Origin of the sequence: Streptomyces sp. NPDC058308 (genome assembly GCF_042880275.1) — a bacterium.
In the GTDB taxonomy this organism is placed as follows: domain Bacteria; phylum Actinomycetota; class Actinomycetes; order Streptomycetales; family Streptomycetaceae; genus Streptomyces.
In genome coordinates this window covers 1-22,123 of the sequence record NZ_JBHVZA010000039.1, presented here as the reverse complement: position 1 = coordinate 22,123, position 22,123 = coordinate 1, and the positions used below count along the sequence as shown (strand labels likewise).

General features: G+C 69.7%; 18 protein-coding genes and 1 pseudogene. 9 read left to right on the top strand and 10 right to left on the bottom strand.

Translation table 11 applies throughout. The features are described from left to right. Positions 1-41 precede the first annotated feature (41 nt). On the top strand, positions 42-1,652 hold the full coding sequence (locus ACFVYL_RS34235) for a peptide-N4-asparagine amidase (RefSeq protein ID WP_389722958.1): 1,611 nt from the start codon (positions 42-44) through the stop codon (positions 1,650-1,652). Between the two features lie 121 nt (positions 1,653-1,773). Here the strand turns inward: ACFVYL_RS34235 and ACFVYL_RS34230 are convergent, their stop codons facing one another. From ACFVYL_RS34230 to ACFVYL_RS34220, 3 genes are all read right to left on the bottom strand, one after another. Next, on the bottom strand, positions 1,774-3,270 hold the full coding sequence (locus ACFVYL_RS34230) for a Gfo/Idh/MocA family protein (RefSeq protein ID WP_389722955.1): 1,497 nt from the start codon (positions 3,268-3,270) through the stop codon (positions 1,774-1,776). Positions 3,271-3,363: 93 nt separating this feature from the next. Next, positions 3,364-6,420, bottom strand: coding sequence for an FAD-binding and (Fe-S)-binding domain-containing protein (locus ACFVYL_RS34225; protein WP_389722952.1), 3,057 nt, complete (start codon positions 6,418-6,420; stop codon positions 3,364-3,366). Between the two features lie 69 nt (positions 6,421-6,489). Beyond that, the gene (locus ACFVYL_RS34220) at positions 6,490-6,933 is read right to left on the bottom strand and encodes a MarR family winged helix-turn-helix transcriptional regulator (protein ID WP_389722949.1); all 444 of its coding nucleotides are present in this window, start codon (positions 6,931-6,933) and stop codon (positions 6,490-6,492) included. A 94-nt stretch (positions 6,934-7,027) separates the two neighbouring features. Here ACFVYL_RS34220 and ACFVYL_RS34215 point away from each other — a divergent pair, with 94 nt between their 5' ends. The 3 genes from ACFVYL_RS34215 (at position 7,028) to ACFVYL_RS34205 (ending at position 10,537) form a co-directional block, all read left to right on the top strand. After that, positions 7,028-8,836: an ABC transporter ATP-binding protein gene (locus ACFVYL_RS34215; RefSeq protein ID WP_389722946.1), complete on the top strand. Its 1,809-nt coding sequence runs from the start codon at positions 7,028-7,030 to the stop codon at positions 8,834-8,836. Between the two features lie 43 nt (positions 8,837-8,879). Continuing rightward, positions 8,880-9,692: an endolytic transglycosylase MltG gene (mltG, locus tag ACFVYL_RS34210; protein WP_389722943.1), complete on the top strand. Its 813-nt coding sequence runs from the start codon at positions 8,880-8,882 to the stop codon at positions 9,690-9,692. A gap of 143 nt (positions 9,693-9,835) precedes the next feature. After that, positions 9,836-10,537, top strand: coding sequence for an antibiotic biosynthesis monooxygenase (locus ACFVYL_RS34205; protein WP_389722941.1), 702 nt, complete (start codon positions 9,836-9,838; stop codon positions 10,535-10,537). Between the two features lie 157 nt (positions 10,538-10,694). Here the strand turns inward: ACFVYL_RS34205 and ACFVYL_RS34200 are convergent, their stop codons facing one another. From ACFVYL_RS34200 to ACFVYL_RS34175, 6 genes are all read right to left on the bottom strand, one after another. Then, entirely contained in the window at positions 10,695-11,804 is a 1,110-nt protein-coding gene (locus ACFVYL_RS34200; RefSeq protein ID WP_389722938.1) for an NAD(P)-binding domain-containing protein, read from the bottom strand. Between the two features lie 52 nt (positions 11,805-11,856). Continuing rightward, positions 11,857-13,065 (bottom strand): LLM class flavin-dependent oxidoreductase, encoded by a 1,209-nt coding sequence (locus ACFVYL_RS34195; RefSeq protein ID WP_389722936.1) that lies wholly within the window; start codon positions 13,063-13,065, stop codon positions 11,857-11,859. Between the two features lie 2 nt (positions 13,066-13,067). Next, a complete protein-coding gene (locus tag ACFVYL_RS34190; protein WP_389722934.1) occupies positions 13,068-14,114 on the bottom strand; it encodes an ABC transporter substrate-binding protein in 1,047 nt (348 codons plus the stop codon). Positions 14,115-14,179: 65 nt separating this feature from the next. Next, positions 14,180-14,923, bottom strand: a complete 744-nt coding sequence (locus ACFVYL_RS34185) for an ABC transporter ATP-binding protein (protein ID WP_389722932.1) — start codon at positions 14,921-14,923, stop codon at positions 14,180-14,182. Continuing rightward, positions 14,896-15,825: an ABC transporter permease subunit gene (locus ACFVYL_RS34180; RefSeq protein WP_389722930.1), complete on the bottom strand. Its 930-nt coding sequence runs from the start codon at positions 15,823-15,825 to the stop codon at positions 14,896-14,898. Before ACFVYL_RS34180 ends, ACFVYL_RS34185 begins: the two co-directional genes overlap by 28 nt. A gap of 282 nt (positions 15,826-16,107) precedes the next feature. Further along, on the bottom strand, positions 16,108-16,191 hold the full coding sequence (locus tag ACFVYL_RS34175) for a putative leader peptide (protein ID WP_355809829.1): 84 nt from the start codon (positions 16,189-16,191) through the stop codon (positions 16,108-16,110). A 114-nt stretch (positions 16,192-16,305) separates the two neighbouring features. Between ACFVYL_RS34175 and ACFVYL_RS34170 the strand changes: the two genes are divergently transcribed. Continuing rightward, positions 16,306-16,728: a secondary thiamine-phosphate synthase enzyme YjbQ gene (locus tag ACFVYL_RS34170; RefSeq protein ID WP_389722928.1), complete on the top strand. Its 423-nt coding sequence runs from the start codon at positions 16,306-16,308 to the stop codon at positions 16,726-16,728. 121 nt (positions 16,729-16,849) lie between these two features. Here the strand turns inward: ACFVYL_RS34170 and rsgA are convergent, their stop codons facing one another. Next, positions 16,850-17,953 carry a ribosome small subunit-dependent GTPase A gene (gene rsgA / locus ACFVYL_RS34165; protein WP_389722926.1) on the bottom strand — a complete coding sequence of 368 codons (1,104 nt, stop codon included), beginning with the start codon at positions 17,951-17,953 and terminating at the stop codon, positions 16,850-16,852. Positions 17,954-18,309: 356 nt separating this feature from the next. On the opposite strand from rsgA, the gene ACFVYL_RS34160 reads away from it, so the two are divergent. From ACFVYL_RS34160 to ACFVYL_RS34145, 4 genes and pseudogenes are all read left to right on the top strand, one after another. After that, positions 18,310-19,947, top strand: a complete 1,638-nt coding sequence (locus ACFVYL_RS34160) for an ABC transporter substrate-binding protein (RefSeq protein WP_389722924.1) — start codon at positions 18,310-18,312, stop codon at positions 19,945-19,947. A gap of 57 nt (positions 19,948-20,004) precedes the next feature. Continuing rightward, entirely contained in the window at positions 20,005-20,934 is a 930-nt protein-coding gene (locus ACFVYL_RS34155) for an ABC transporter permease (RefSeq protein WP_389722922.1), read from the top strand. A 55-nt stretch (positions 20,935-20,989) separates the two neighbouring features. Then, the gene (locus ACFVYL_RS34150; RefSeq protein WP_389722920.1) at positions 20,990-21,973 is read left to right on the top strand and encodes an ABC transporter permease; all 984 of its coding nucleotides are present in this window, start codon (positions 20,990-20,992) and stop codon (positions 21,971-21,973) included. 11 nt (positions 21,974-21,984) lie between these two features. After that, a pseudogene (locus ACFVYL_RS34145) lies at positions 21,985-22,123 on the top strand (methionine ABC transporter ATP-binding protein); the annotation flags it as partial.

The window sequence follows — 22,123 nt, the reverse complement described above, 5'->3', positions numbered from 1 at the left end:
GGACCATTGCGGTGATCGGCGACTGCCCATAGAAATCACCCATGAGAAGACGCGTCATGTCCATGCTCGTGGGCGCGGTCCTCGCCGCGAGCACCCTCCTCGGTGCGGGTCCGGCCGCCGCCGACACGCCCCCACCAGAGTTCGGCAACGACTGGCACGACCCGGTCACCGCCGCGCCGCCGGTGCCGAAACCGCACACCAAGTCCTGCGAAGTAACCGTCGCAGAGGCGCAGTTCAAGGACTTCACGCCGTACAAGGGGGCCTACGCCCCTCCGGAGAAGTGTGGCAAGGGGGACTGGGGCAAAGTGGTCCTGCGCCTCGACGGCAAGGTGAAGGGGCGACAGTACGACCGCCTCGGCTACCTTCGTATCGGCGGCGTAGAAGTCTTCCGTACGTCGACTCCGGAGCCCTCGGCCGACGGCATCACCTGGTCCGTGGAGAAGGACGTCACCCGGTACAGCGAGACGCTGGGCCGCGACCAGCAGGTCGAGATGCTCATAGGGAACGTCGTCGACGACACCTACACCGGGATCATCGACGTCAAGGCGACGCTCACGTTCTACGAGCAGGAGAAGCGCGGGCACGCGTCCCCGGCCGTCCCCGACCGGGTCGTCCCTCTGGGGGACAGCACCAGCCTCACCACCCCGCGCAACAGCGAACGCATCATCGCCGAGGTGTACGCGACCGGGTCCGGCGGCGGATGCGAGGAGTACTGGTATCTGACGGTGCCCGATGCCGCGCCCTATTCGTGCAAGGCCGACCACGGCCCCTACCGTGAGGTGCAGGTCAAGGTCGACGGTCAACTGGCCGGAATCGCCGCGCCGTTCCCCACCGTCTGGACCGGCGGCTGGTCCAACCCCTTCCTCTGGTACGTGATCCCAGGACCCCGCGCCTTCGACATCAAGCCCATCGAGTACGACCTGACCCCCTTCGCGGGCATCCTCAACGACGGGCGCCCGCACCGGGTGGAGGTCTCCGTGGTCGGCGTCCCCGCCGCACGGACCGGCTGGAGCACCCCGGTCAACGTCCTGGTCTGGCAGGACGAGAAGAGCGACCACGTCGTCACGGGCGGCCTGACCCGTCACCGGGAGGGCCCCCTCGCGAACGAGTCGACGTACAAGCCGGGTTCCGGCGAGGACGCGCACCGGCTGGACACGGAGGGCGGCCACCGGTTCAGCGTGTCGGGGTACGTGAACACCTCCCACGGACGCGTGGCGACGACCGTGTCCCGCACCCTCGCGAACACATCCGTCCACCGCTGGACCGACGGCGAGGCGATGGACGCGCTCAAGGCGACATGGACCGACCGCGAGACGGTCACGACGGGCCGCCGCGCGGTGCGCACGTACCGGACCTACACCATGGACGGCACGACCACTCTCGGCGACGGTGACCGGCTGCGGACCAGGATCACCCTCGGCGACCGTTCCGAGAGCGCCACCACCACCAGCGGCGGGCGGCGCGGCAGCTGGTCGGTGCTGGACGATCGTTACGAGGGCGACGCGGCGTACACCGCCAACGTGCCGCGCGATCAGCGGCACGCCGTCGGCACGTCGCGCGAGCGCTACCGGCTGATCGGCGACACGGGCTGCTACGACCGCACCCTCTCCACCGTCCAGGGAACTCTGACGGAGGACCGTCGGCGCTGCTGAACGGAGAGAGGTCCGGGGGAGGGCGGGGCAGGACGAGGAATGGGCAGGACGAGGAACGGGCAGGGCGGAGCCCCCACCCTTATCCGACCGCGCTCATCCGCCCGCCCACCCCCTCACCCCGTCACGCCTCCTGCGGCTTCTCGGAGTCCAGGCCCGGCCGTGCCTTCTTCCACAGGCCGCGCGTGAAGTCGGGGATGGCCTGCGGGGCGCCCTTCGCCTTGATCGACAGGTGGCTGAGCGGCACGGGCGACGTCCAGGTCGCGGCGTCGTACACATCGAAGTCCGGCACCAGGCCGAGCCGCATGGTCTGCATCAGGCGGAAGATCATGATGTAGTCCATGCCGCCGTGCCCACCGGGCGGGTTGGCGTGCTCCTTCCACAACCAGTGGTCGAAGTCGGCGTACTTGGTGAAGTCGCCCCACTCGTCGTTCGTGTGGTCCGGCTCGATGTAGATGCGCTCCGGGTAGTCCTCGAAGACGCCTCGCGTGCCGCCCAGGCTGTTGATGCGGCTGTAAGGGTGGGGCGTCGAGACGTCGTGCTCCAGGCGGATGACCCGTCCCTTCGCCGTCTGGACGAGGCTGATCGTGCGGTCGCTCTCGATGTACGTCTCCTTCCAGCTGGGGTCGCCCGCCGGCATGTGCGCCTTGCGGTACTCGGCGAGGCCGAGCGAGGGCGTGCCGAAGCTGGAGATGTGCGTGACGCGGTCACCGCGATTGACGTCCATGTAGTTGGCGACCGGACCGAAGCCGTGGTTGGGGTACAGGTCGCCGCGCAGCCGGGTGTGCCACAGGCGGCGCCACGGTCCCTCGTAGTAGTCGGGGTCGAACATGAGGCCGCGCAGATCGTGGTTGTACGCTCCCGCGCCGTGCAGCAGATCGCCGAACTTGCCCGCGTGCGCCATCCGCAGGACGCGCATCTCGTTCTTGCCGTAACAGCAGTTCTCCAGCTGCATGCAGTGCCTGCGGGTGCGCTCGGACAGGTCCACGAGTTCCCACAGTTCGTCCAGGCGCAGGGCGATGGGACACTCCACGCCGACATGCTTGCCGTTCAGCATCGCCGACTTGGCCATCTCGAAGTGGAAGTCCCAGGGCGAGGCCACGTAGACGAAGTCGATGTCGCCGCGCTTGCACAGGTTCTCGTAGTCGTGTTCGTCCTTGGTGTACGTGGCCGGGGCGGGCTGGCCCGCTGCCGTGACCTTCTTCGCGGCGGCGGCGGTCTTCTCCTTGACCGGATCGCAGAGCGCGACGACGCGGACGCCGGGTATCGCGAGGAAGAGGTCGATCATGCTGCCGCCGCGGTTGCCGAGTCCGATGATCCCCACCCGGACCGTGGAACGCCGCTGGAAGGGCACGCCGATCATGGTCTTGCCCTGGCGGGCCGGGGCTTCGGCCGTGTCCTGAGCGGTCATGTTCTGAGCGGCCGTGTCCGTCGCGGCCGCGGCGGCGGGGGTGTCGGCGTGCGCCGTGCCGCCCGCGAAGGCGCCGACCCCGAGCCCCGCGCCCGCCAGGCCCGCCGTCCGGAGCACCGTACGGCGCGAGTGGCCGTCTCCCTTCGTGCCATCGGCGCCGTCGTCGGGGTTGGTGCCGTCAGGAGTCGGTGTCGCGTTCTCGTCGTGCATCGGACCTCCGTAGCTGAAGGGCGGCTGGTCTCTGCCACTGGGGCGGAAGCCACCCTTGCGGGGGTGCGAGCGAGGCGCAAGGGACTGAAGTGGTCAGGCAGTTGGATTTCTCGGAGCGGTCCCGGTCCCGGTCCCGGTTCCGGTCCCGGTTCCGGTCCCGGTCCCGGTCCCGGTGCTGGTGTCAGGGGCAGCGCCCGTGTCAGTACCCATACCCGTACCAGGCGCCACAGGGCGGGTCGCGCGTTCCAGCTCCAGGAGTACGGAGTAGTAGCCGCGGCCCGTCGCATGGTCCATGCCGACCTCGCACATGCGGTTCGCCGAGAGGTGCGCGTCGAAGGAACGGGACAGGACCTCGGCGGCCTCCTTGCGCGTGGCCGATTCCGTGAGCTCCTTGTGGAGCATGCCGCGGTCGCCGGCGAAGGCGCAGCAGCCCGCGTCGTCCGGGACCACTACCTCGTCCGCGCAGGCCTCGGCGACGGCGCGCAGCTGTGCCTCGTCGCCGAGGTGCTGCATGGAACAGGTGGGGTGGAGCACGGCGGAGCCGATCGTGCGGCGCACCGTCAGACGCGGAAGCAGTTCGTCGGCGGCCCAGACGATCGAGTCGACGACGGTCAGCTCCCGGTGCAGCTCGCGGTTGTCCGGGGTCAGATAGGGCACGACCTCGTGCGCGATGCCGAGCGTGCAGGACGAGGCGTCGACGATCAGCGGCAGCCGGCCGCCCGCGGTCCAGCCCCAGGCCGCCTCGACGATGCGATTGGCCATGATCCTGTTCCCGGCGTCGTACCCCTTGGAGTGCCAGATCGTCGCGCAGCACGTCCCCGCTACGTCCTCCGGAATCCAGACCGGCCGCCCCGCGCGCGTGGAGACGGCGACCACGGCCTGGGCCAGGGAGAGGTCGCCCGGGCCGCCGAAGATACGGTTGACGCATGCCGGGTAGTAGACGGCGGCGGCGTCCACGCGCGGGGTGCGCGGCAGCCTGCGCGCGGCGGCGCCGGGGATCCGGGGCAGCCACTCGGGGACGAGGTCGGGGCGTACGGCCCTGCGGGCGGTGCGGGTCACCGCGGTGAGGAGCCGGTCGCCGATCCTGTCGGCGGCGGCCACCGCGAGCCGCGCCGACGCCTCGACCGCTTTGAAGTTCTTCGCGGCGAACGCGGCCGCTCTCTCCTCGCGGGGCGAATGCCGTGCATGGCGGAAGTCCTTCATCAGGGCGCCCGTGTCGATGCCGACCGGGCAGGCGATGCTGCAGGTCGAGTCGCCCGCGCAGGTGTCCACCGCGTCATAGCCGTACGCCTCGACGAGGCCGTCCTCCACCGGAGAGCCGTCCGGCTGGCGCATCATCTCCCGGCGGAGAACGATGCGCTGGCGCGGAGTCGTGGTCAGGTCCTCGCTGGGGCACGTCGGTTCGCAGAAGCCGCACTCGATACACGGGTCGGCGATCGGCTCCACCCTGGGGATGGTCTTGAGACCGCGCAGATGGGCCTTCGGGTCACGGTCGAGGACGATGCGCGGCGCGAGGACCCCGTCCGGGTCGATCAGCTGCTTCGTGCGCCACATCAACTCCGTGGCCTGCGGGCCCCATTCCAGTTCCAGGAAGGGCGCGATGTTGCGGCCGGTGGCGTGCTCGGCCTTCAGCGAACCGTCGAAGCGCTCCACGGTCAGGCGGCAGAATTCGTCCATGAAAGCGGCATAGCGCTCGACGTCGGAGGGGACCGCCGCGTCGAAGGCGAGCAGGAAGTGGAGGTTGCCGTGCGCCGCGTGGCCCGCGACGGCGGTGTCGAAGCCGTGCCGGGTCTGGAGGTCGAGGAGTGCCTGGCAGGCCTCGGCGAGCCGTCCTGGCGGGACCGCGAAGTCCTCGGTGATGAGCGTCGTCCCCGAGGGGCGGGCGCCGCCGACGGCGGTGACGAACGCCTTGCGGGCCTTCCAGTAGCCCCCGATCGCTTTCGCGTCGCGCGTGAACGCGTTGGTCACCGACGCGACGGGCGCGACCAGTTCGAGCCCTTCGAGGGCCGCGGCGGCGGCCTCCTCGTACCTCTCCTGGGCGGTCTGGTCGGGAGCGCGGAACTCCACGAGGAGCGCGGTGGTCGACTTCGGGAGGCCGGCCCAGTCGGCGGGCACCCCTTGGACGCTCACCGAAGCGCGCAGTGTGTTGCCGTCCATCAGCTCGACGGCGAGCGCCCCGGCCGCATTGAAAAGCGGCACCGCGGCGGCGGCAGCGGGCAGCGAGGGGAAGAACAGCAGGGCGGTGCTCGTGTGCCGGTGCAGGGGCAGCGTGTCGAAGACGATCTCGGAGATGAAGCCGAAGGTGCCCTCGGAACCGACCATCAGACCACGCAGAATCTGCACCGGCATCGCGCCGTCGAGGAAGGCGTCGAGGCGGTAGCCGTTGGTGTTCTTGATCTCGTACTTGGCGCGGATGCGGGCCACCAGATCCCGGTCCGCCTCGATCTCCCGCTTGAGCGCCAGCAGGCCTTCGCACAGGGCCGGTTCCGCATGTGCCAGCTGCTCGTCGGCGTCCTCCGCCGCCGTGTCGACGACCGTCCCGGAGGGGAGGACGAAGGTCAGGGAGGCCACCGTGCGGTAGGAGTTGCGGGTGGTGCCCGCGGTCATGCCCGGCGCGTTGTTCGCGACGACGCCGCCGACGGTGCAGGCGATCGCGCTGGCCGGGTCGGGGCCGAGCACCCGGCCGAACCGGGCGAGGGTGACGTTGGCCCGTACGACCGTGGTGCCGGGGCCGATACGGGCCCGCTCGCCGTCGCCGAGCACCTCGACGCCCGACCAGTGCTTGCGCACGTCGACCAGGATGTCCTCGCCCTGGGCCTGGCCGTTCAGTGACGTGCCCGCCGCGCGGAAGACGACTTCCCGGCCCTTGCCGTGCGCGTACGAGAGGACGGCGGACACGTCGTCGATGTCCTCGGGGACGACCACCACCTGCGGCACGAAGCGGTAGGGGCTGGCGTCCGAGGCATACTTCACCAGATCCGAGACCTTCGTCAGGACCTTGTCCGCGCCGAGCAGCGCGGTCAGTTCCGAGCGCAACGGCTCGGGTGTGCCGGTGGCCCGCCGGTCCGGTACGCGGTCGTGGGAAGGGCCGTCCGTGCGCGACGCGGCACCCGGACGCAGGGCGTCCGGCTCGGGCTCCAGCAGTGGCATGAGCTCTCCTCGGCGGTTGCGGCGGCCTGCCCGTCGGTGCCGGCGGCGGTGTCCGGCGGGCCGGTGGTGTCAGCAGCGGCGCACGTCCGGCACATCGAACAGCGCGTTCAGCAGGATGCCCAGCTGCGCGCGCTGCTCGGCGTCCAGTGGAGCCAGGATGTCTTCCGCGGCGGCCCGGCGCGCGCCGCGCAGCTCTCCGAGGGCCTTGAGGCCGGCGTCGGTGAGTTCGATGCGGATCACCCGGCGGTTGGTCGGGTCGGGCGCGCGGCGCACGAGATCGGCGGCCTCCAGGCCGTCGACCAGGGTGGTCACGGCGCGGGGCACGACTTCGAGGCGCTCGGCGAGGTCGGCCATGCGCGGCGGGGTCTCGTAGTGCGCGAGGGTGCGCAGGAGGCGGGACTGGGCGGGCGTGATGCCGGTCGGCACCAGGTGGCGCTTCTGGATCCGCTGCAGCCTGCGCGTGAGCCGTAGCAACTGTTCGGCGAGCAGGCCGTCGGGGTCCGGGGTATTCATGCGGGAACATTATCAGGACCTTGTGCATTGTGAGTATAGGTAACAGTGAGCTATGCTCCCTGAGTCATCGTCGTCCGAGATCCCGAAGGAGCCCATGCGCCACGACGAACCCACCTGGACGCCGCAGCCCTCCGCCCCCGGCGAGGAGCCGCAGCCGCGCCAGATGCGCCGCATCCTCCGCCTCTTCCGTCCTTACCGGGGCCGCCTCGCGATCGTGGGCCTGCTGGTCTGCGCCGCCTCGCTCGTCTCGGTCGCGACCCCGTTCCTGCTGAAGGAGATCCTCGACACCGCCCTGCCCCAGGGGCGGACGGGTCTGCTGAGCCTGCTCGCGCTCGGCATGATCCTCAGCGCGGTCGTCACGAGCGTCTTCGGCGTCCTGCAGACCCTGATCAGCACGTCCGTGGGCCAGCGCGTCATGCACGATCTGCGCGCCGCGGTCTACGGCCGGTTGCAGAGCATGTCCCTGGCCTTCTTCACGCGCACGCGCACGGGCGAGGTCCAGTCCCGGATCGCCAACGACATCGGCGGCATGCAGGCGACGGTCACCTCCACCGCCACATCACTGGTCTCCAACCTCACGAGCGTGATCGCGACGGTCGTCGCCATGCTCGCCCTCGACTGGCGGCTCACGGTCGTCTCGCTGCTCCTCCTGCCGGTCTTCGTGTGGATCAGCCGCCGTGTCGGCCGCGAGCGCAAGAAGATCGCCACGCAGCGCCAGAAGCAGATGGCCGTGATGGCCGCGACGGTCACTGAATCGCTCTCCGTGAGCGGCATCGTCCTCGGCCGCACCATGGGGCGCGCCGACTCCCTCACCAAGTCCTTCGCCGACGAGTCCGAGCAGCTGGTCGACCTGGAGATCCGCTCCAGCATGGCGGGCCGCTGGCGCATGTCCGTCATCTCGATCGTCATGGCCGCCATGCCCGCCGTCATCTACTGGACGGCCGGTCTCGCCTTCCAGATGGGCGGCCCGACCGTCTCGATCGGCACGCTCGTCGCCTTCGTCTCGCTCCAGCAGGGCCTGTTCCGGCCGACCGTGAGCCTGCTCTCCACCGGCGTGCAGATCCAGACCTCGCTCGCGCTCTTCCAGCGCATCTTCGAGTACCTCGACCTGCCCATGGACATCACCGAGCCCGAGAAGTCGGTGCATCTCGACCAGATCAAGGGTGAGGTCCGCTTCGAGGACGTCGAGTTCCGGTACGACGAGAAGTCGGGCCCCACGCTGCAGGGCATCGACATCGCGATACCCGCGGGCGGCAGCCTCGCCGTGGTCGGCCCCACCGGCTCCGGCAAGTCGACCCTGAGCCACCTCGTCCCCCGGCTCTACGACGTCACGGGCGGCCGCGTCACGCTCGACGGCGTCGACGTGCGCGACCTCGACTTCGACACCCTCGCGCGCGCGGTCGGCGTGGTCTCCCAGGAGACGTACCTCTTCCACGCCTCGGTCGCCGACAACCTCCGCTTCGCCAAGCCGGACGCCACCGACGAGGAACTGGTCACCGCGGCCCGCGCTGCCCAGATCCACGACCACATCGCATCGCTCCCCGAGGGGTACGACACGGTCGTCGGCGAGCGCGGCCACCGCTTCTCCGGCGGCGAGAAGCAGCGCTTGGCCATCGCCCGCACGATTCTGCGCGACCCGCCGGTCCTCATCCTCGACGAGGCGACCAGCGCCCTGGACAACCGCACGGAGCGAGCGGTGCAGGAAGCCATCGACGCCCTGTCCGCCGACCGGACCACCCTCACCATCGCCCATCGGCTCTCCACCGTGCGCGGCGCCGATCAGATCGTGGTCCTGGACGCCGGCCGCACCGTCGAGCGCGGCACCCACCAGGAGCTTCTGGAGCGCGACGGCCGTTACGCCGCCCTCCTCCGCAGAGACGCCCAACTGGAGCCCGCGACATGAAGATATGTCTGGAATGTCGGCATTTGCGGGTTACCGTGCCTCCATGCAGACCAAGACTCCGCGACGGGGCACGATTCGACTGACGCGGCGGGGCCGGATCGCCCTGATCGCGACCGGAGCCGCCGCTGCGGCCGCCGCCGTGGCGGTGCCGCTGCTGCTTCCCGACGACGACGCACAGCCCGAATCCCTGACCATCCCCGAGGGGTGGCGTTCGGGCCAGGTGTACGCGGCCGTGGACAAGGCCCTCGGGGTGCCCGCCGGCACCACGAAGAAGGCCATCCCGAAGGCCGGCCTCAAACTTCCCGACGACGCGCACGGTAACCCCGAGGGCTATCTCTTCCCGGCCACGTACCCGATCGGCTCCGGGTCGACCCCGGCGTCCGTCCTGTCGTACATGGTGAACACGGCGAACAAGAAGTTCGGCGGCGGTCAGGTCACGGCGGGAGCCGGCCACAATGCGGTGAACCTCTACCAGACGGTCACCATCGCGAGCATGATCGAGGCCGAGGCGGGCTCCAAGGGGGAGATGGGCAAGGTCGCCCGGGTCATCTACAACCGCCTCGACCAGGGCATGCCGCTGCAGATGGACTCCACCATCAACTACGCGCTCAACCGCTCCACCCTGGCCACCAGCGAACGCGACACGAAGATCAGCAGCCCGTACAACACCTACGCACGCATGGGCCTGCCACCCACGCCGATCAGCAACCCCGGCGAGGAGGCGATGCGGGCGGCGGTCAACCCGACGCCGGGGAACTGGCTGTACTTCGTGACGGTCAAGCCGGGCGACACACGTTTCACAGCCAGCTTCGAGGAACACCAGAAAAACGTGGGGGAGTTCAACAAGGCCAAGTAGCAGGAGGTCAGGGCATGGGGAGTGGCCGGAGGCCAGGGGGGAAGTTCGCGCGCTCACCGGTCGGCTTCGCCTTGACCTCAACCGTGGTTCAGGTAGAACGCTCTGCACTGTTCGTACCGCTCAGTAGCCAGAAGGAGCCGACCATGCCCGCACCGATATCAAGCGCCTTTCCCGACGTCCGGCGCGCGGACGCCGGGACGATCCTCGTCAGTTCCTGGCCACTGCCGGCGGCCGGGGTCCAGAAGCAGGCCGCGGACCTCGTGCTCGAGGAGTGGGAACACCGGGAATGCCCGGCGGGCATGCTCTCGTTCACGACGTTCCTCAGCGAGAACGGCCGCGAGGTCCTGAACTACACGCAATGGACGGACGACGACTCCTACCGTGAGTGGGCACGCGCGGCCCGGCGCTCCGAGGACATCAGCAAGGTCGACCGCATGCTCCTGGGCATCGAGCGCCCCGGCGAGGTGCGGTACTCGCTCTACCGCAGTTACACATCCGAGGACAGCCCGGACCGGACCCCCGGCGCGCTGGTGACCCCCATATTCGAGACCGAGGGGCCGGACAACCAGCGGGCCTTCGTCGATGGCGTCATCGACATCCTGGAGCGGACCCGCCCGCCGGGGCTGCTCGCCGTCCACTTCCACACGAGCAAGGACGGCCGCCGGGTCCTCAACCACGCGGAGTGGCGGGACATGTCGGCCTGGCGACGCTTCACCGGGGGCGGCGGCACCGTGGAACTGGGCATGATGATCGAGGCACTGGAGGGCGTCACTCCGGCTCCCACCCGTCCCAGCGTGCCGCGCTACCTCCCGTACAAGAGCCTGGTGAACGTCGCCGCGCCCTGAGTCGCGCGCTCATGTTCCACGGTCCGGCCTTTTGTGCCGCGCCGGGCGGCGCGAGAGGCCGGCATGCGCTCCGCGCCGCACCACGGGCAACGACCGTGCCCCGCAGCGCACATGACCCGCCCCCGCCCCTGGCCAGCCAGCCGACCGGGCAGCCGCGTCACACCGTGAGCGGCGCTCCCGCGAGCAGCCGCTGGATGTCGCGGACCGCCGCACGCCCCGCGCGATTGGCCCCGATCGTGCTGGCCGAAGGCCCGTACCCGACCAGATGGACGCGGGGGTCCGCGGCTGCCCGGGTACCCTCCAGGCGGATGCCGCCGCCCGTCTCGCGCAGCCGCAGGAGCGCGAGGTGTTCGACCGCAGGACGGAAGCCCGTCGCCCAGAGGATGATGTCCGCGTCGACGCGGCGTCCGTCGTCCCACTCGACGCCGGTCGGGGTGATCCGGTTGAACATCGGCAGCCGGTCGAGGACGCCGTCCGCCCGCGCCTGCCGGATCGCGTCGTTCACGGGCAGTCCCGTCACGGAGACCACGCTCTGCGGCGGCAACCCCTGACGCACGCGCACCTCGACCATGGCCACGGCCGCACGCCCCCAGTTCTCGTCGAACGGGCCCTCGCGGAAGACCGGGGGCCGCCGGGTGACCCAGGTGGTCGAGGCCGCGTACGGGGCGATCTCCATGAGGTGCTGCGTTCCGGATGCGCCGCCGCCCACGACCACGACCCGCTGACCGTTGAACGCCTCGGGCCCCGGGTAGATCGCCGTGTGCAACTGCCGCCCCAGGAAAGTCTCCTGGCCCGGGTAGCGCGGCCAGAACGGCCGGTCCCAGGTGCCCGTCGCGTTGATCAGCGCGCGCGTCGACCACGTGCCCGCCGAGGTCTCGACGAGGAGCCTTGCGCTGTCGCCCTCGCGGACTTTGTGCACGTCGACGGGGCGCCGTACGCGCAGGTCGAAGCGGCGCTCGTACTCCTCGAAGTACTCCCCGACGACCTCCGACGACGGGCGCGCGGGGTCGGCGCCCGTCAGTTCCATGCCGGGGAGCGCGTGCATGCCGTGCACCTTCGCGTACGTCAGGGAAGGCCACCGGAACTGCCAGGCGCCGCCGGGCCGGGGCGCGTGGTCGAGGACCACGAAGTCCCGGCCCGGCTCGAAACCGACCCGCCGCAGGTGGTGGGCGCTGGACAGGCCCGCCTGCCCGGCGCCGATGACGACCACGTCCACGTCCTGTGCAGCCGCCGAGGCGGGCGCGTCTCGTACCCCGATGTCGTTCACGTTTCTACTAACTTCCTCGGGGTCCAGGATCTTCCCGCCGGGAGCGGACTTCTCAGCGCCCGCCCGCCACAAGGAGCGGCGCGCCACCCGGAGCGGAGGCCGGCCGGCCGTTCGAGGCGGGGACGCCCGAAAGCTGCGACGCCGGGATCCGCGGCAGCAGGCCGCGAGCGGCCAGCTCGGGGATGACGCCCTCACCGAACCAGTACGCCTCCTCCAGGTGCGGATAGCCCGAGAGCACGAAGTGTTCGACGCCGAGCGCGTGGTACTCCTCGATCCGGTCGGCGACATCGGCGTGGGCGCCGACCAGGGCCGTACCCGCGCCACCGCGCACCAGACCGACACCGGCCCACAGGTTCGGCGAGATCTCCAGCTTGTCGCGGGAGCCGCCGTGCAGCGCGAGCATCCGCTGCTGTCCCACCGACTCGCTGCGCCCGAGCGCCTCCTGGGCGGCGGCGACGGTGTCCGGATCGAGATCGTCGAGGAGCCGGTTCGCGGTCGCCCACGCGTCGGCGGCCGAGTCGCGGGAGATGGTGTGCAGCCGGATGCCGAAACGGACCGTACGCCCTTCCTGCTCGGCTAGACCGCGAATCCAGTCGATCTTCTGCTTGACCTGCTCCGGCGGCTCCCCCCACGTCAGATACACGTCCGAGTGCCGCGCCGCGACGGGGCCCGCGGCCGCCGACGAGCCACCGAAAAAGATCTCCGGCACCGGGTCGGGCGGCAGCGCGGTCAGCCCGCCCGCGATCTGGAAGTGTTCGCCGTCGAAGTCGTAGGGCCTGCCGCTCCACACTCCCCGTACGACCGAGAGGAACTCGTCCGTGCGGGCATAGCGGCGGTCGTGGTCCAGGTGGTCGCCGAACCGCCGCTGTTCGGTGGAGTCGCCGCCCGTCACCACGTTCAACAGCAGCCGGCCGCGGGTGATGCGCTGATACGTCGCCGCCATCTGCGCGGCGAGCACCGGGGAGAGCACGCCGGGGCGGAAGGCGACGAGGAACTTCAGCCGCTCGGTGTGCTGGGCGAGCGCGACCGTCGTCAGCCAGGCATCCTCGCACCACGTGCCGGTCGGCGTGAGCACCGCCTCGAAGCCCAGCTGCTCGGCGGCCTTGGCGATCTGGGCCAGATACTCGATGTCGGGCGCGCGCACGCCGCTCACGGGGGTGACCCGGGAGCGCGTGATGCCGCCGTCCGTATAGGCGTGCCGGTCGACGAGGGTGCGGCCGTCGCCGCCGGTGGGCAGGAACCAGTGCAGGTGGACGTTCATGGTCAGGACTCCTTGCGGTACGTGCGGGGCTCGGTGGTCGAGGGCGGCAGGCCGCCGTTGAAGCGGGTGTCGACGTAGTCGCCGAAGTCGATGCGGCGCGGAATCAGCTTCAGCTCGGTGAAGGTGTCCGCGATCTCCTGCTCGGACCTGACGACGTTCTTGTCCACGGCCACCGGTACCCGGGTGCCGTTGGTGCGCTTGACCGCGTCGAGCGCGACGTCGTAGGGCAGGCCGGTGTCCTTCGCCCAGACCTTCGCCCACGCCTGCGGGTGCTTGTAGACCCAGTCCTGTGCTCGCCTGAGCCGCTTCAGGTAGTCGGAGATCGCCGCGGCCTTCTTCTTGTCCGCGAGGGCGCCGGGCGCCGCCGCCTGGAAGGCGAGCCCGTTCACCACGCCGTCGCCGTCGGTCAGGACGCGGCCCTTGTCGCTCCGCAGGACCTGCGAGGTGTACGGGTCCCAGACGGCCCAGGCGTCCACCTTCCCGCTGGTGAACGCGGCCAGCGCGTCGGCGGGCTGCAGGTACTTGACCTTGACGTCCCTGAAGTCGAGCCCGGCCTTCCGCAAGGACGCGATCAGCTGGAAGTGCGCCGACGAACCCTGCGCCACCGCCACGGACTTGCCCTTCAGATCCTGTGGCTTCTTCAGCGGAGAGTCGTCCGGCACGAGGATCGTGTCCCCGGCCGCGCCGCCGTGACTCGCGGCCACCACGGAGATCTTCGAGCCCGCGCCCGCCGCGAAGACCGGGGGAGTGTTGCCGACCGCGCCGAGGTCGACGGCCTTGGCGTTGATCGCCTCCAGGAGGGGCGGTCCGGACGTGAAGGTCGACCAGCGGATCTTGTAGTGGAGGTCGTCGAGCTCCCCCGCCGCGCGCAGCACGGCTTCCGAACCGCCCCTCTGGTCACCGACGTTGAGCGTGAGCGACCCCTTGCCGTCGGTGCCGCCGCCCGCACCGCCGACCGAGGTGCCGGCGGACGACGTACCGGCGCATGCGGTGAGCAGCAGGGCCGACGGGAGCAGAAGGAGCGCGGTGGTGGGGCGTGGTCGTGGCATGGCGGTTCCGTTCGGTTCGATCGGTGGGTGGGACGGGGTGGGGCGCCCGGCCGGACGGGACGTACTCAGGAGACTTCGGCGGGCGACTCGACGCCGAGCCGCCGCAGCAGCTCCGCGCGGAGCTCACCGAAGCGGGGGTCGGAGATGCCGCGTGGCCGCGCCAGATCGATCTCTTTCTCGTACGCGATGACGCCGTCGTCCATGACGAGCACCCGGTCGGCCAGGAGCACCGCCTCCTCGACGTCGTGCGTGACGAGGAGCACCGCGCAGCCGCGGCGCTGCCACAGCTCGTCGACGAGCCGCTGCGCCTTGATGCGGGTGAGGGCGTCGAGCGCGCCGAACGGTTCGTCGAGCAGCAGCAGGTCGGGCTCGCGCACCAGGGCGCGGGCCAGTGAGGCGCGTTGGGCTTCGCCGCCGGAGAGCGTCTTGGGCCAGGCGTCGACGCGGTGCTTCAGGCCCACCTCGGCGAGCGCCTGCTCGGCGACGGCCCGGTCGGGCCTGCCCGGCAACCCGAGCAGCACGTTGCGCCACACCCGCTTCCAGGGCATGAGCCGGGGAGCCTGGAACGCGACGGCCTTGCGGCGGGGCACGAGCACGGTGCCCTCGATGTCGCGGTCGAGGCCGGCCAGGATGCGCAGCAGCGTGGACTTGCCGCAGCCGCTGCGTCCCAGCAGCGCCACGAACTCGCCGGGCCGGACGTCGAGGCGCAGGTCGTCGATGACCGCGCGCCCGTCGAAGGTGCGGGTCAGCCCGTCGACGCGGACGGCGGACGGCGTGGTCGTCACCGGCCGGTGAATGTCGGTCGCCATTGCAGCAACAGCCTTTCGAGAGTACGGACGACGAAGTCGGCCGTCAGGCCGAGGAAGGCGTAGACGACCAGGCAGACGACGATCACGTCGGTACGCAGGAAGTCGCGGGCCTGGACCATGAGGAAGCCGATGCCGGAATCGGCGTTGACCTGCTCGGCGAAGACGAGGGCGAGCCAGGAGACGCCCAGGGAGTAGCGCAGTCCTGTCATGGCCCCGGGCAGCGCGCCGGGCAGGATGACATGCCGTACCAGCCCCCATCGCGACAGCCCGAGGGACTCCCCGGCCTCGATCAACTGGGCGTCGACACCGCGGATTCCGGCGTACACGTTCAGATAGAGGGGGAAGGAGACGCCCAACGTGATGATGGCGATCTTGGGGGCCTCGCCGATGCCGAACCAGATGATGAACAGCGGGATCAGCCCGACGAACGGCACGGTGCGCAGCATCTGCACGCTGGCGTCCACGAGGTCCTCACCGATGCGGAAGAGACCGGAGACCAGGGCGAGCGCCGTGCCGACGACGGTGCCGAACAGCAGGCCGAGCGCGACGCGTTGCAGCGAGACGCCCATGGCGTTCTGCAGCGAACCGTCCCCGATGAGATCGCCTGCGACCTGGGCGATGGTCCCGGGCGAGGCGAGCACGTCGCTGGTCAGGACGCCGGTGGCGCTAAGAATTTGCCAGAGCGCGAGCAGGGTGAGCGGTCCCGAGGTGCGGCGCAGCCAGCGGGGGACGCGTGCGCGGCGGCGGGAGGAGGGGATGAGGGCGACGAGGCCGGGGCCCGGTGCCGGCTCGGGCTTCGGCTCGGCCGCTGCGGTGCGGGGGCCCAGTTCGCTGGTGTCGCTCTTGCTGATACCGGGCATATCGGGCGCCGGTGTGTGTGGCGGGGCATGGCTGGTGCGCATGGGGGCTCCAGGGCGGGAGGAGATGTGGGAGGGGTCGGAGAGGGGAGCTCGGACCGGTGGGAGGGGTGTGACGCGTGGGGTGCTCGTGGCTGACGGCAGGCGCGAATGCGGGATTGGCTTGCGGTCAGGCTCGGGAGTCGGTGCCGCCGGTCAGGCGTCGGTACCCGTACGGGTGCGCGGGAGCAGCGGCAAGGTGCCTACCGGCCGAACGGATATGGAGGCCGAACGGACCGCCGGTCGAACCGGGCAGGCGCGGAGCGAGCGAGAGCAGGTGAAAGGGCGTCAGCAGCCGCGGCGACACGCGGAAGAGGCCACCCGCAGCAGGTCGATGTGACCGCGCGTGGTGAGCAGGGCTGAACGCAACATGCCGCAGAACGTAGCCAGATCGTGCACGCACGGTCAATGGCGTCTCGAAGAGCGGACTCCCGGTATCAGCCAATGGAAGGCCGGTCTGGAGACCGAGTGGGAGAGAATGGTGGTATGTCCGACGCATTCACCACCCGAGTCCTGCAGATCACCACCGGATCGGCCGAGACGGTCGTCGATCTCACCGCCGACTGTGAGGCCTTCCTGCGCGAAGCGGCAGCCGGCCGTGACGGCCTCCTCAACGTCTTCGTCCCGCACGCCACGGCGGGCATCGCCGTCCTGGAGACGGGGGCGGGCAGCGACGACGACCTGCTCGCCGCGCTGCACACCCTGCTCCCCGCCGACGACCGCTGGCAGCACCGCCACGGCAGTCCGGGCCATGGCCGCGACCACGTCCTGCCCGCGCTGGTCGCGCCGCACGCGACCCTGCCGGTCGTCGCGGGGAGCCTGGAGCTGGGGACGTGGCAGTCGGTGTGCCTGGTCGACACGAACCGGGACAACCCTCAGCGGCAGGTCCGGTTGTCCTTCCTGGGCTGACGGAGCTGCCGGGGCTGAGGGGACGGACGGGACTGACGGGGGGGCGGGCCCAATCCTCGGGCTCACCTAGCCTGCCCCGCCGACCCACCGCCCCGCCAGGGCATTCCAGCGGAACGCCGGTTCAGTCGCGGGCCGCGCCGCGCTTCGCGCCCCGTTTCCAGTTCCGGCGCACCTCCTCACGCTGGCGCACGTCGATGCGCTCCGCGATCCACTCGTTCTCCTTCGTGAGCTTGCGGTAGCTCTCCAGGCGGCGCTGGGAGAGCTCGCCGTCCGCCACCGCCGCCAGGACCGCGCAGCGCGGTTCCGCGGTGTGTGAACAGTCGTGGAAGCGGCAGGACTCCGCCAGGTCCTCGACGTCGGAGAAGAGCAGGGAGAGGCCGTGCGCGGCGTCCCACAGGCCGACGCCGCGCAGGCCGGGGGTGTCGATCAAGGTGCCGCCCCCGGGGAGTACGAGCAGGTCGCGACGGGTCGTGGTGTGCCTGCCCTTTCCGTCGCTGTCCCGCGCGGCCTTGACCTCCTGGAGATCCTGGCCGACGAGCACGTTGGCGAGGGTGGACTTGCCGGCGCCGGACTGGCCGAGGAGCACCGACGTGCCGTCGGACAGCCGGGCCGCCAGCTCGTCGAGGCCCGCGCCGGTCCGTGCGCTGACGGCGAGGACCGGCACGTCGGGAGCGGCGTCGCGGATGTCCTGTGACAGGAAGCGCAGGGTCTCCGGTTCGTGGATCAGATCGGACTTGGTCATCACGACCATGGGCTGCGCTCCGCACTCCCACGCGAGCGCGAGGAAGCGTTCGACCCTCTCCAACTCCAGTTCCACGGCGAGCGAGATGGCGATGACCGCGTAGTCGATGTTGGTCGCGAGGACCTGGCCTTCGGAGCGCTTGGACGAGGTGGACCGTACGAACGCGGTACGGCGGGGCAGCAGGACCCGCACCGCGGCCGGGTCGGCCTCGGGGTCCAGGGCCACCCAGTCACCGGCGCAGACGGCCCACATGGGGTCGCGTGAGGCGACGGGGCCCGGATCGGCCTCCAGGGTCAGTACCGAGGAACCGTCCGCGGCCGGCGTCACCACCTCACAGCGGCCGCGGTCTACCCGGACGACGCGCCCGGGCAGCAGCCCCTTGGGCGCGTAGGGGGCGAAATCCGCTTTGACCCTGTCGTTCCAGCCGTACTCCGCGAGTGGATGAGAGTCGGCGAGTGGATGAGAAGCAGCAAGTTCTGTCAACGGTTTAGCCCTTCGAGAAGCCGCGTCGTTCGAGCCTACCGACGGGGCCGGTCGCTGCCAACAGAACAACTGCCGCGCCACACCCGTAATCACTCTGCTTATGCGGGGCTAAGTCCGTGTGCTGAACGGGAGTTAAACACCGCGCCGAAACCGGCAGCAACACATCGTCCGCGAGGGGCCGCCGCCAATTACCCGCACGTTTCCGTGGCAGGGACATCCCTTCCGATTGCTCCCGATACGGAACATGCCGCGGCGCTGCGTAATGCAAACGTGACGTGGTTCCGGGTGGTCCAGAAGCCCTGCTCCCTCCAATAGTTGGGCGCCAGGGTGGGAAATCGAGGGAGGCAGGCAACTGCATGCGTGGTGTCGGAAGAATCAGATGGGCCGCGGGGGTCGCGGCCCTCGCCATGGCGGCGACGGCTTGTGGTGGAGAAAGCCAGAGCCAGGGATCTGCCGATGGCGGAACCTTCCGATTCGGTCTGACCGAACCGGTCTCGATCGACCCGGGGCTCGCGTCGGAGACCACGGGGCTGATTGTCTCCGAGGTGCTGTTCACCGGCCTGTACCGCGTGAATCACAAGGGCGAGATGGAGCCTCGGCTCGCCACGGAGGCCACGACCAACGACGACTGCACGCAGTGGAAGTTCTCGGTCAAGAGCGGCACGAAGTTCACCAATGGCGAGCCCGTGGACGCCGCGGCCTTCGTGCGCGGCTGGAACCGGTCGGTGAGCCCGGAGCTGGCCTCCGACGTGTCCTACCACCTCGACGGGATCGTCGGGTACGAGAAGGTACGCAGCGGAAAGGCGAAACAGCTCAGCGGGCTGTCCGCGCCCGATGCCACGTCGCTCCAGGTCAAACTCTCCGCAAGTGACTGCGAGTTCGACAAGAAGACCGCGCACACGGTGTTCAGCCCGATTCCCAAGGCGGCCGGAACCGGCGGGAACAAGAAGTTCGCGGACCTGCCGATCGGGAACGGCCCGTTCAAGATGGCGGGCAAGTGGGACCACAACAAGAAGATCTCGATGGTGCGGAACGATGGCTACGGCCTCAAGAAGGCCAAGATCGGCGGGGTGGACATCACCCTGCTCAACGATCAGAGCATGTTCGATCTCGAGTACCAGGGATTCCAGACCGGTCTCTTCGACTACGCGCACGTCCCGCCGGGCCAACTGAGAGCCGCCGAGGCCAAGTTCAAGCCCGCCGGCAAGTGGCTGACGCAGGACGTCAACGGCATGAACTACCTGTTGCCGATCACCGATCAGGGGCCGCTCAAGAGCCGTGACGCCCGCCTCGCGATCTCGTACGCCATCGACCGCAAGGCCATCACCAAGGGGCTCTACAAGGGCTACCAGCGGCCGGCGTCCTCGATCATTCCGCCCGCGCTGCCCAAGTCGTACCAGGACGGGCTGTGCGCCTCCTGCCTGAAGCCCGACGCCAAGAAGGCCAAGGAGCACGCGAAGGCGGCGGGCCTCAAGCCGGGCACCGAGCTGTCCATCGTGTTCAACACCGGTGTCGGGCACGACCAGTGGATCCAGGCCGTGGGCAAGCAGCTCGAGGACACGCTCGGACTCAAGGTGAAGCTCCGGGGCAAATCCTTCAGGGAAGGGCTGGAGGCCGAACAGAGCGCGGACGCCACGGGGCTGTTCCGGTACTCGTGGGGCGCCGACTACCCCACGCCCGACAACTACCTGTACCCGCTCCTGCACTCCGGTTCGATCGCCAAGGACAAGAGCGGCGAGGTCATGGGTGACAACCGCAGCCGCTACAGCAACCCGAAATTCGACAAGCTCGTCGACAAGGCGCGCGCCACGAAGGACGAGAAGCAGCGGATAGGCCTCTACAAGCAGGCCGAGAAGGTGGCCATGGACGACATGGCTCTCATTCCCACCTTCCACAGGACCGAGTACCGGTTGGCGGCGAAGGACAAGTTCAACGGGCTCGATGTCCTTTCCTTCGGAGAGTCGCCGGTCCTTGAGGAGCTTTCGCTGAAGTAGCACACGGGGGAGCACGAGAGACGAAGTGAAGAAGCGGCACAGGGGAGAGGACACTTTATGGGGCGCTTTGTTGCCCGTCGTTTCGGGCAGATGCTGATCGTCCTCATAGGAGCGACCGTCGTTCTCTTCATTTGTCTCTTCGTGCTCCCGGGCGATCCGGTCGGCTCGCTGGCCGGTGGTGGCGAGAATGCCCATGATCCGGTGGTCGTGGCCCAGTTGCAGGAGCGCTACGGCCTCGGCAAGCCGTACTACGAGCAGTACTTCAACTACGTCGGCAGGCTGCTCACCGGTGACCTCGGCGAGGACTATGTGCAGCGACGCGAAGTCAGCGAGATCCTCGCCCCCAAGCTGCTGAACACCGCACAGCTCGCGCTGGCCGCCATCGTCATCAACATCGCCGTCGGAGTCCCCGTCGGCGTGCTGGCGGCGCTGCGCAAATACAGCATCTGGGACGTCTCGGCGACCTTCGTCTCCACGCTGACCATCGGCTTCCCCACCTTCGTGGTCGGGTTCCTGCTGCAGAAGTTCTTCGTCGTCGAACTGGGCTGGTTCCCGCTCCTGAGCGACGGCACCATCAAGTCCCTGGTGCTGCCCGCGGTGACGCTGGCCATCGTCGACGCGGCGCTCGTGGCCCGGCTGATGCGCGGGACGATGCTGGAAGTGCTGCAGGCGGACTACATCAAGACGGCTGTCGCCAAGGGGCTGCCGCGCAGAACGGTGCTGTTCAAGCACGTACTGCGGAACAGCATCATCCCCGTCGTCACCTATCTCGGCATCTCCCTCGGTCTGCTGATGGGCGGCGCCCTGATCGCCGAGGCGATCTTCAACTGGGACGGGGTCGGACTCGCCCTGGTCAACGCGGTCCGTCAGCAGAACAACCCCATCGTCCTTGGCGTGGTGACGTACGGGGTCGCTGTCTTCGTCTTCCTGAGTCTGCTGGTGGACCTGTTGTGCGCGGCCCTGGACCCACGCATCCGGGAAAGCTGACCGCCTGAACTTCCGCCGGCCCGACCGTGACTCCGGCCCCGACGAAGGAACCTCCATGAGTGAACTGACCAAGGGCCCGGCGGTCCTGCCCGACGAACCGTCAGCACCGTCAGCAGCGGTCCCGGCAACCGAGGAGACCTCGCCGCGGGCGGGCACCGGAGCAGGGGAGAGGAACGAAGCCGGGGCCGCGGGGCTCCCGCAGACCACCTACTGGCGGGTCGTGCGCGCCCGGTTCCTGCAGAACAGGCTCGCCGTGGTCGGCCTCGTCATCGTGGTGGTCCTGGTGCTGACCGCCGCCGTGGGCCCTCTGCTCGCACCCCATGACCCGTCCACGCAGGACCTCGACCACACCATGGAGGGACCGTCCGGCGAGCACTGGTTCGGCACGGACGGCCTGGGCCGTGACCTGCTCTCCCGGCTGATCGCGGGCACTCGCCTCGCCCTTCTGATCGGGCTGGCCTCCATCGTGCTGACCTGCGCAATCGGCGTCACGCTCGGGGCGCTCGCGGGCTATGCGGGCAAATGGGTCGACGCGGTGATCATGCGGACCGCGGATGTGTTCCTGGCGTTCCCGCTGCTCGTCGGCGCCATCGCGATCATCCTGGTGACGGGGCAGGGCGTCTGGCCGGTCATCGCCGCGCTGGCCCTGTTCTCGTGGGCGACGGTGGCCCGCCTGCTGCGCAGTTCGATGCTCTCCGTACGAGAAGCGGACTACGTCGCCGCGGCCCGGGCCCTCGGCGCCGGGCACGCCCGGATCGTACTGCGGCACATCCTCCCCAACTCGATGACACCGGTCCTCGTCTACGCCGCTTTCAACACCGGCACGGCGATCGTCAGCGTCGCCTCGCTCTCCTTCCTGGGGATCGGCGTCGCCCCGGGCGTCCCGGAGTGGGGGAACATCCTCGCCGAGGGCCGGCAGTTCATCGGCGTCAGCGATCACCTCTGGGCCTTCCCCAGCCTCGCGATCGTCCTGACCGTGCTCGCCTTCGTCTTCGTCGGTGACGGATTGCGCGACGCCCTCGACCCGAAGCTGCACTGAGGAAGGCGTACGTGACGACCATCGGCAAGACCATGAGCATTCCGGAACCGCGTGCCGAGGAGAAGAGTGGCAGGCTCCTGGACGTGAAGGACCTGCACGTCGAGTTCCACACCCGTGATGGTGAGGTCAAGGCGGTGAACGGGGTCAGCT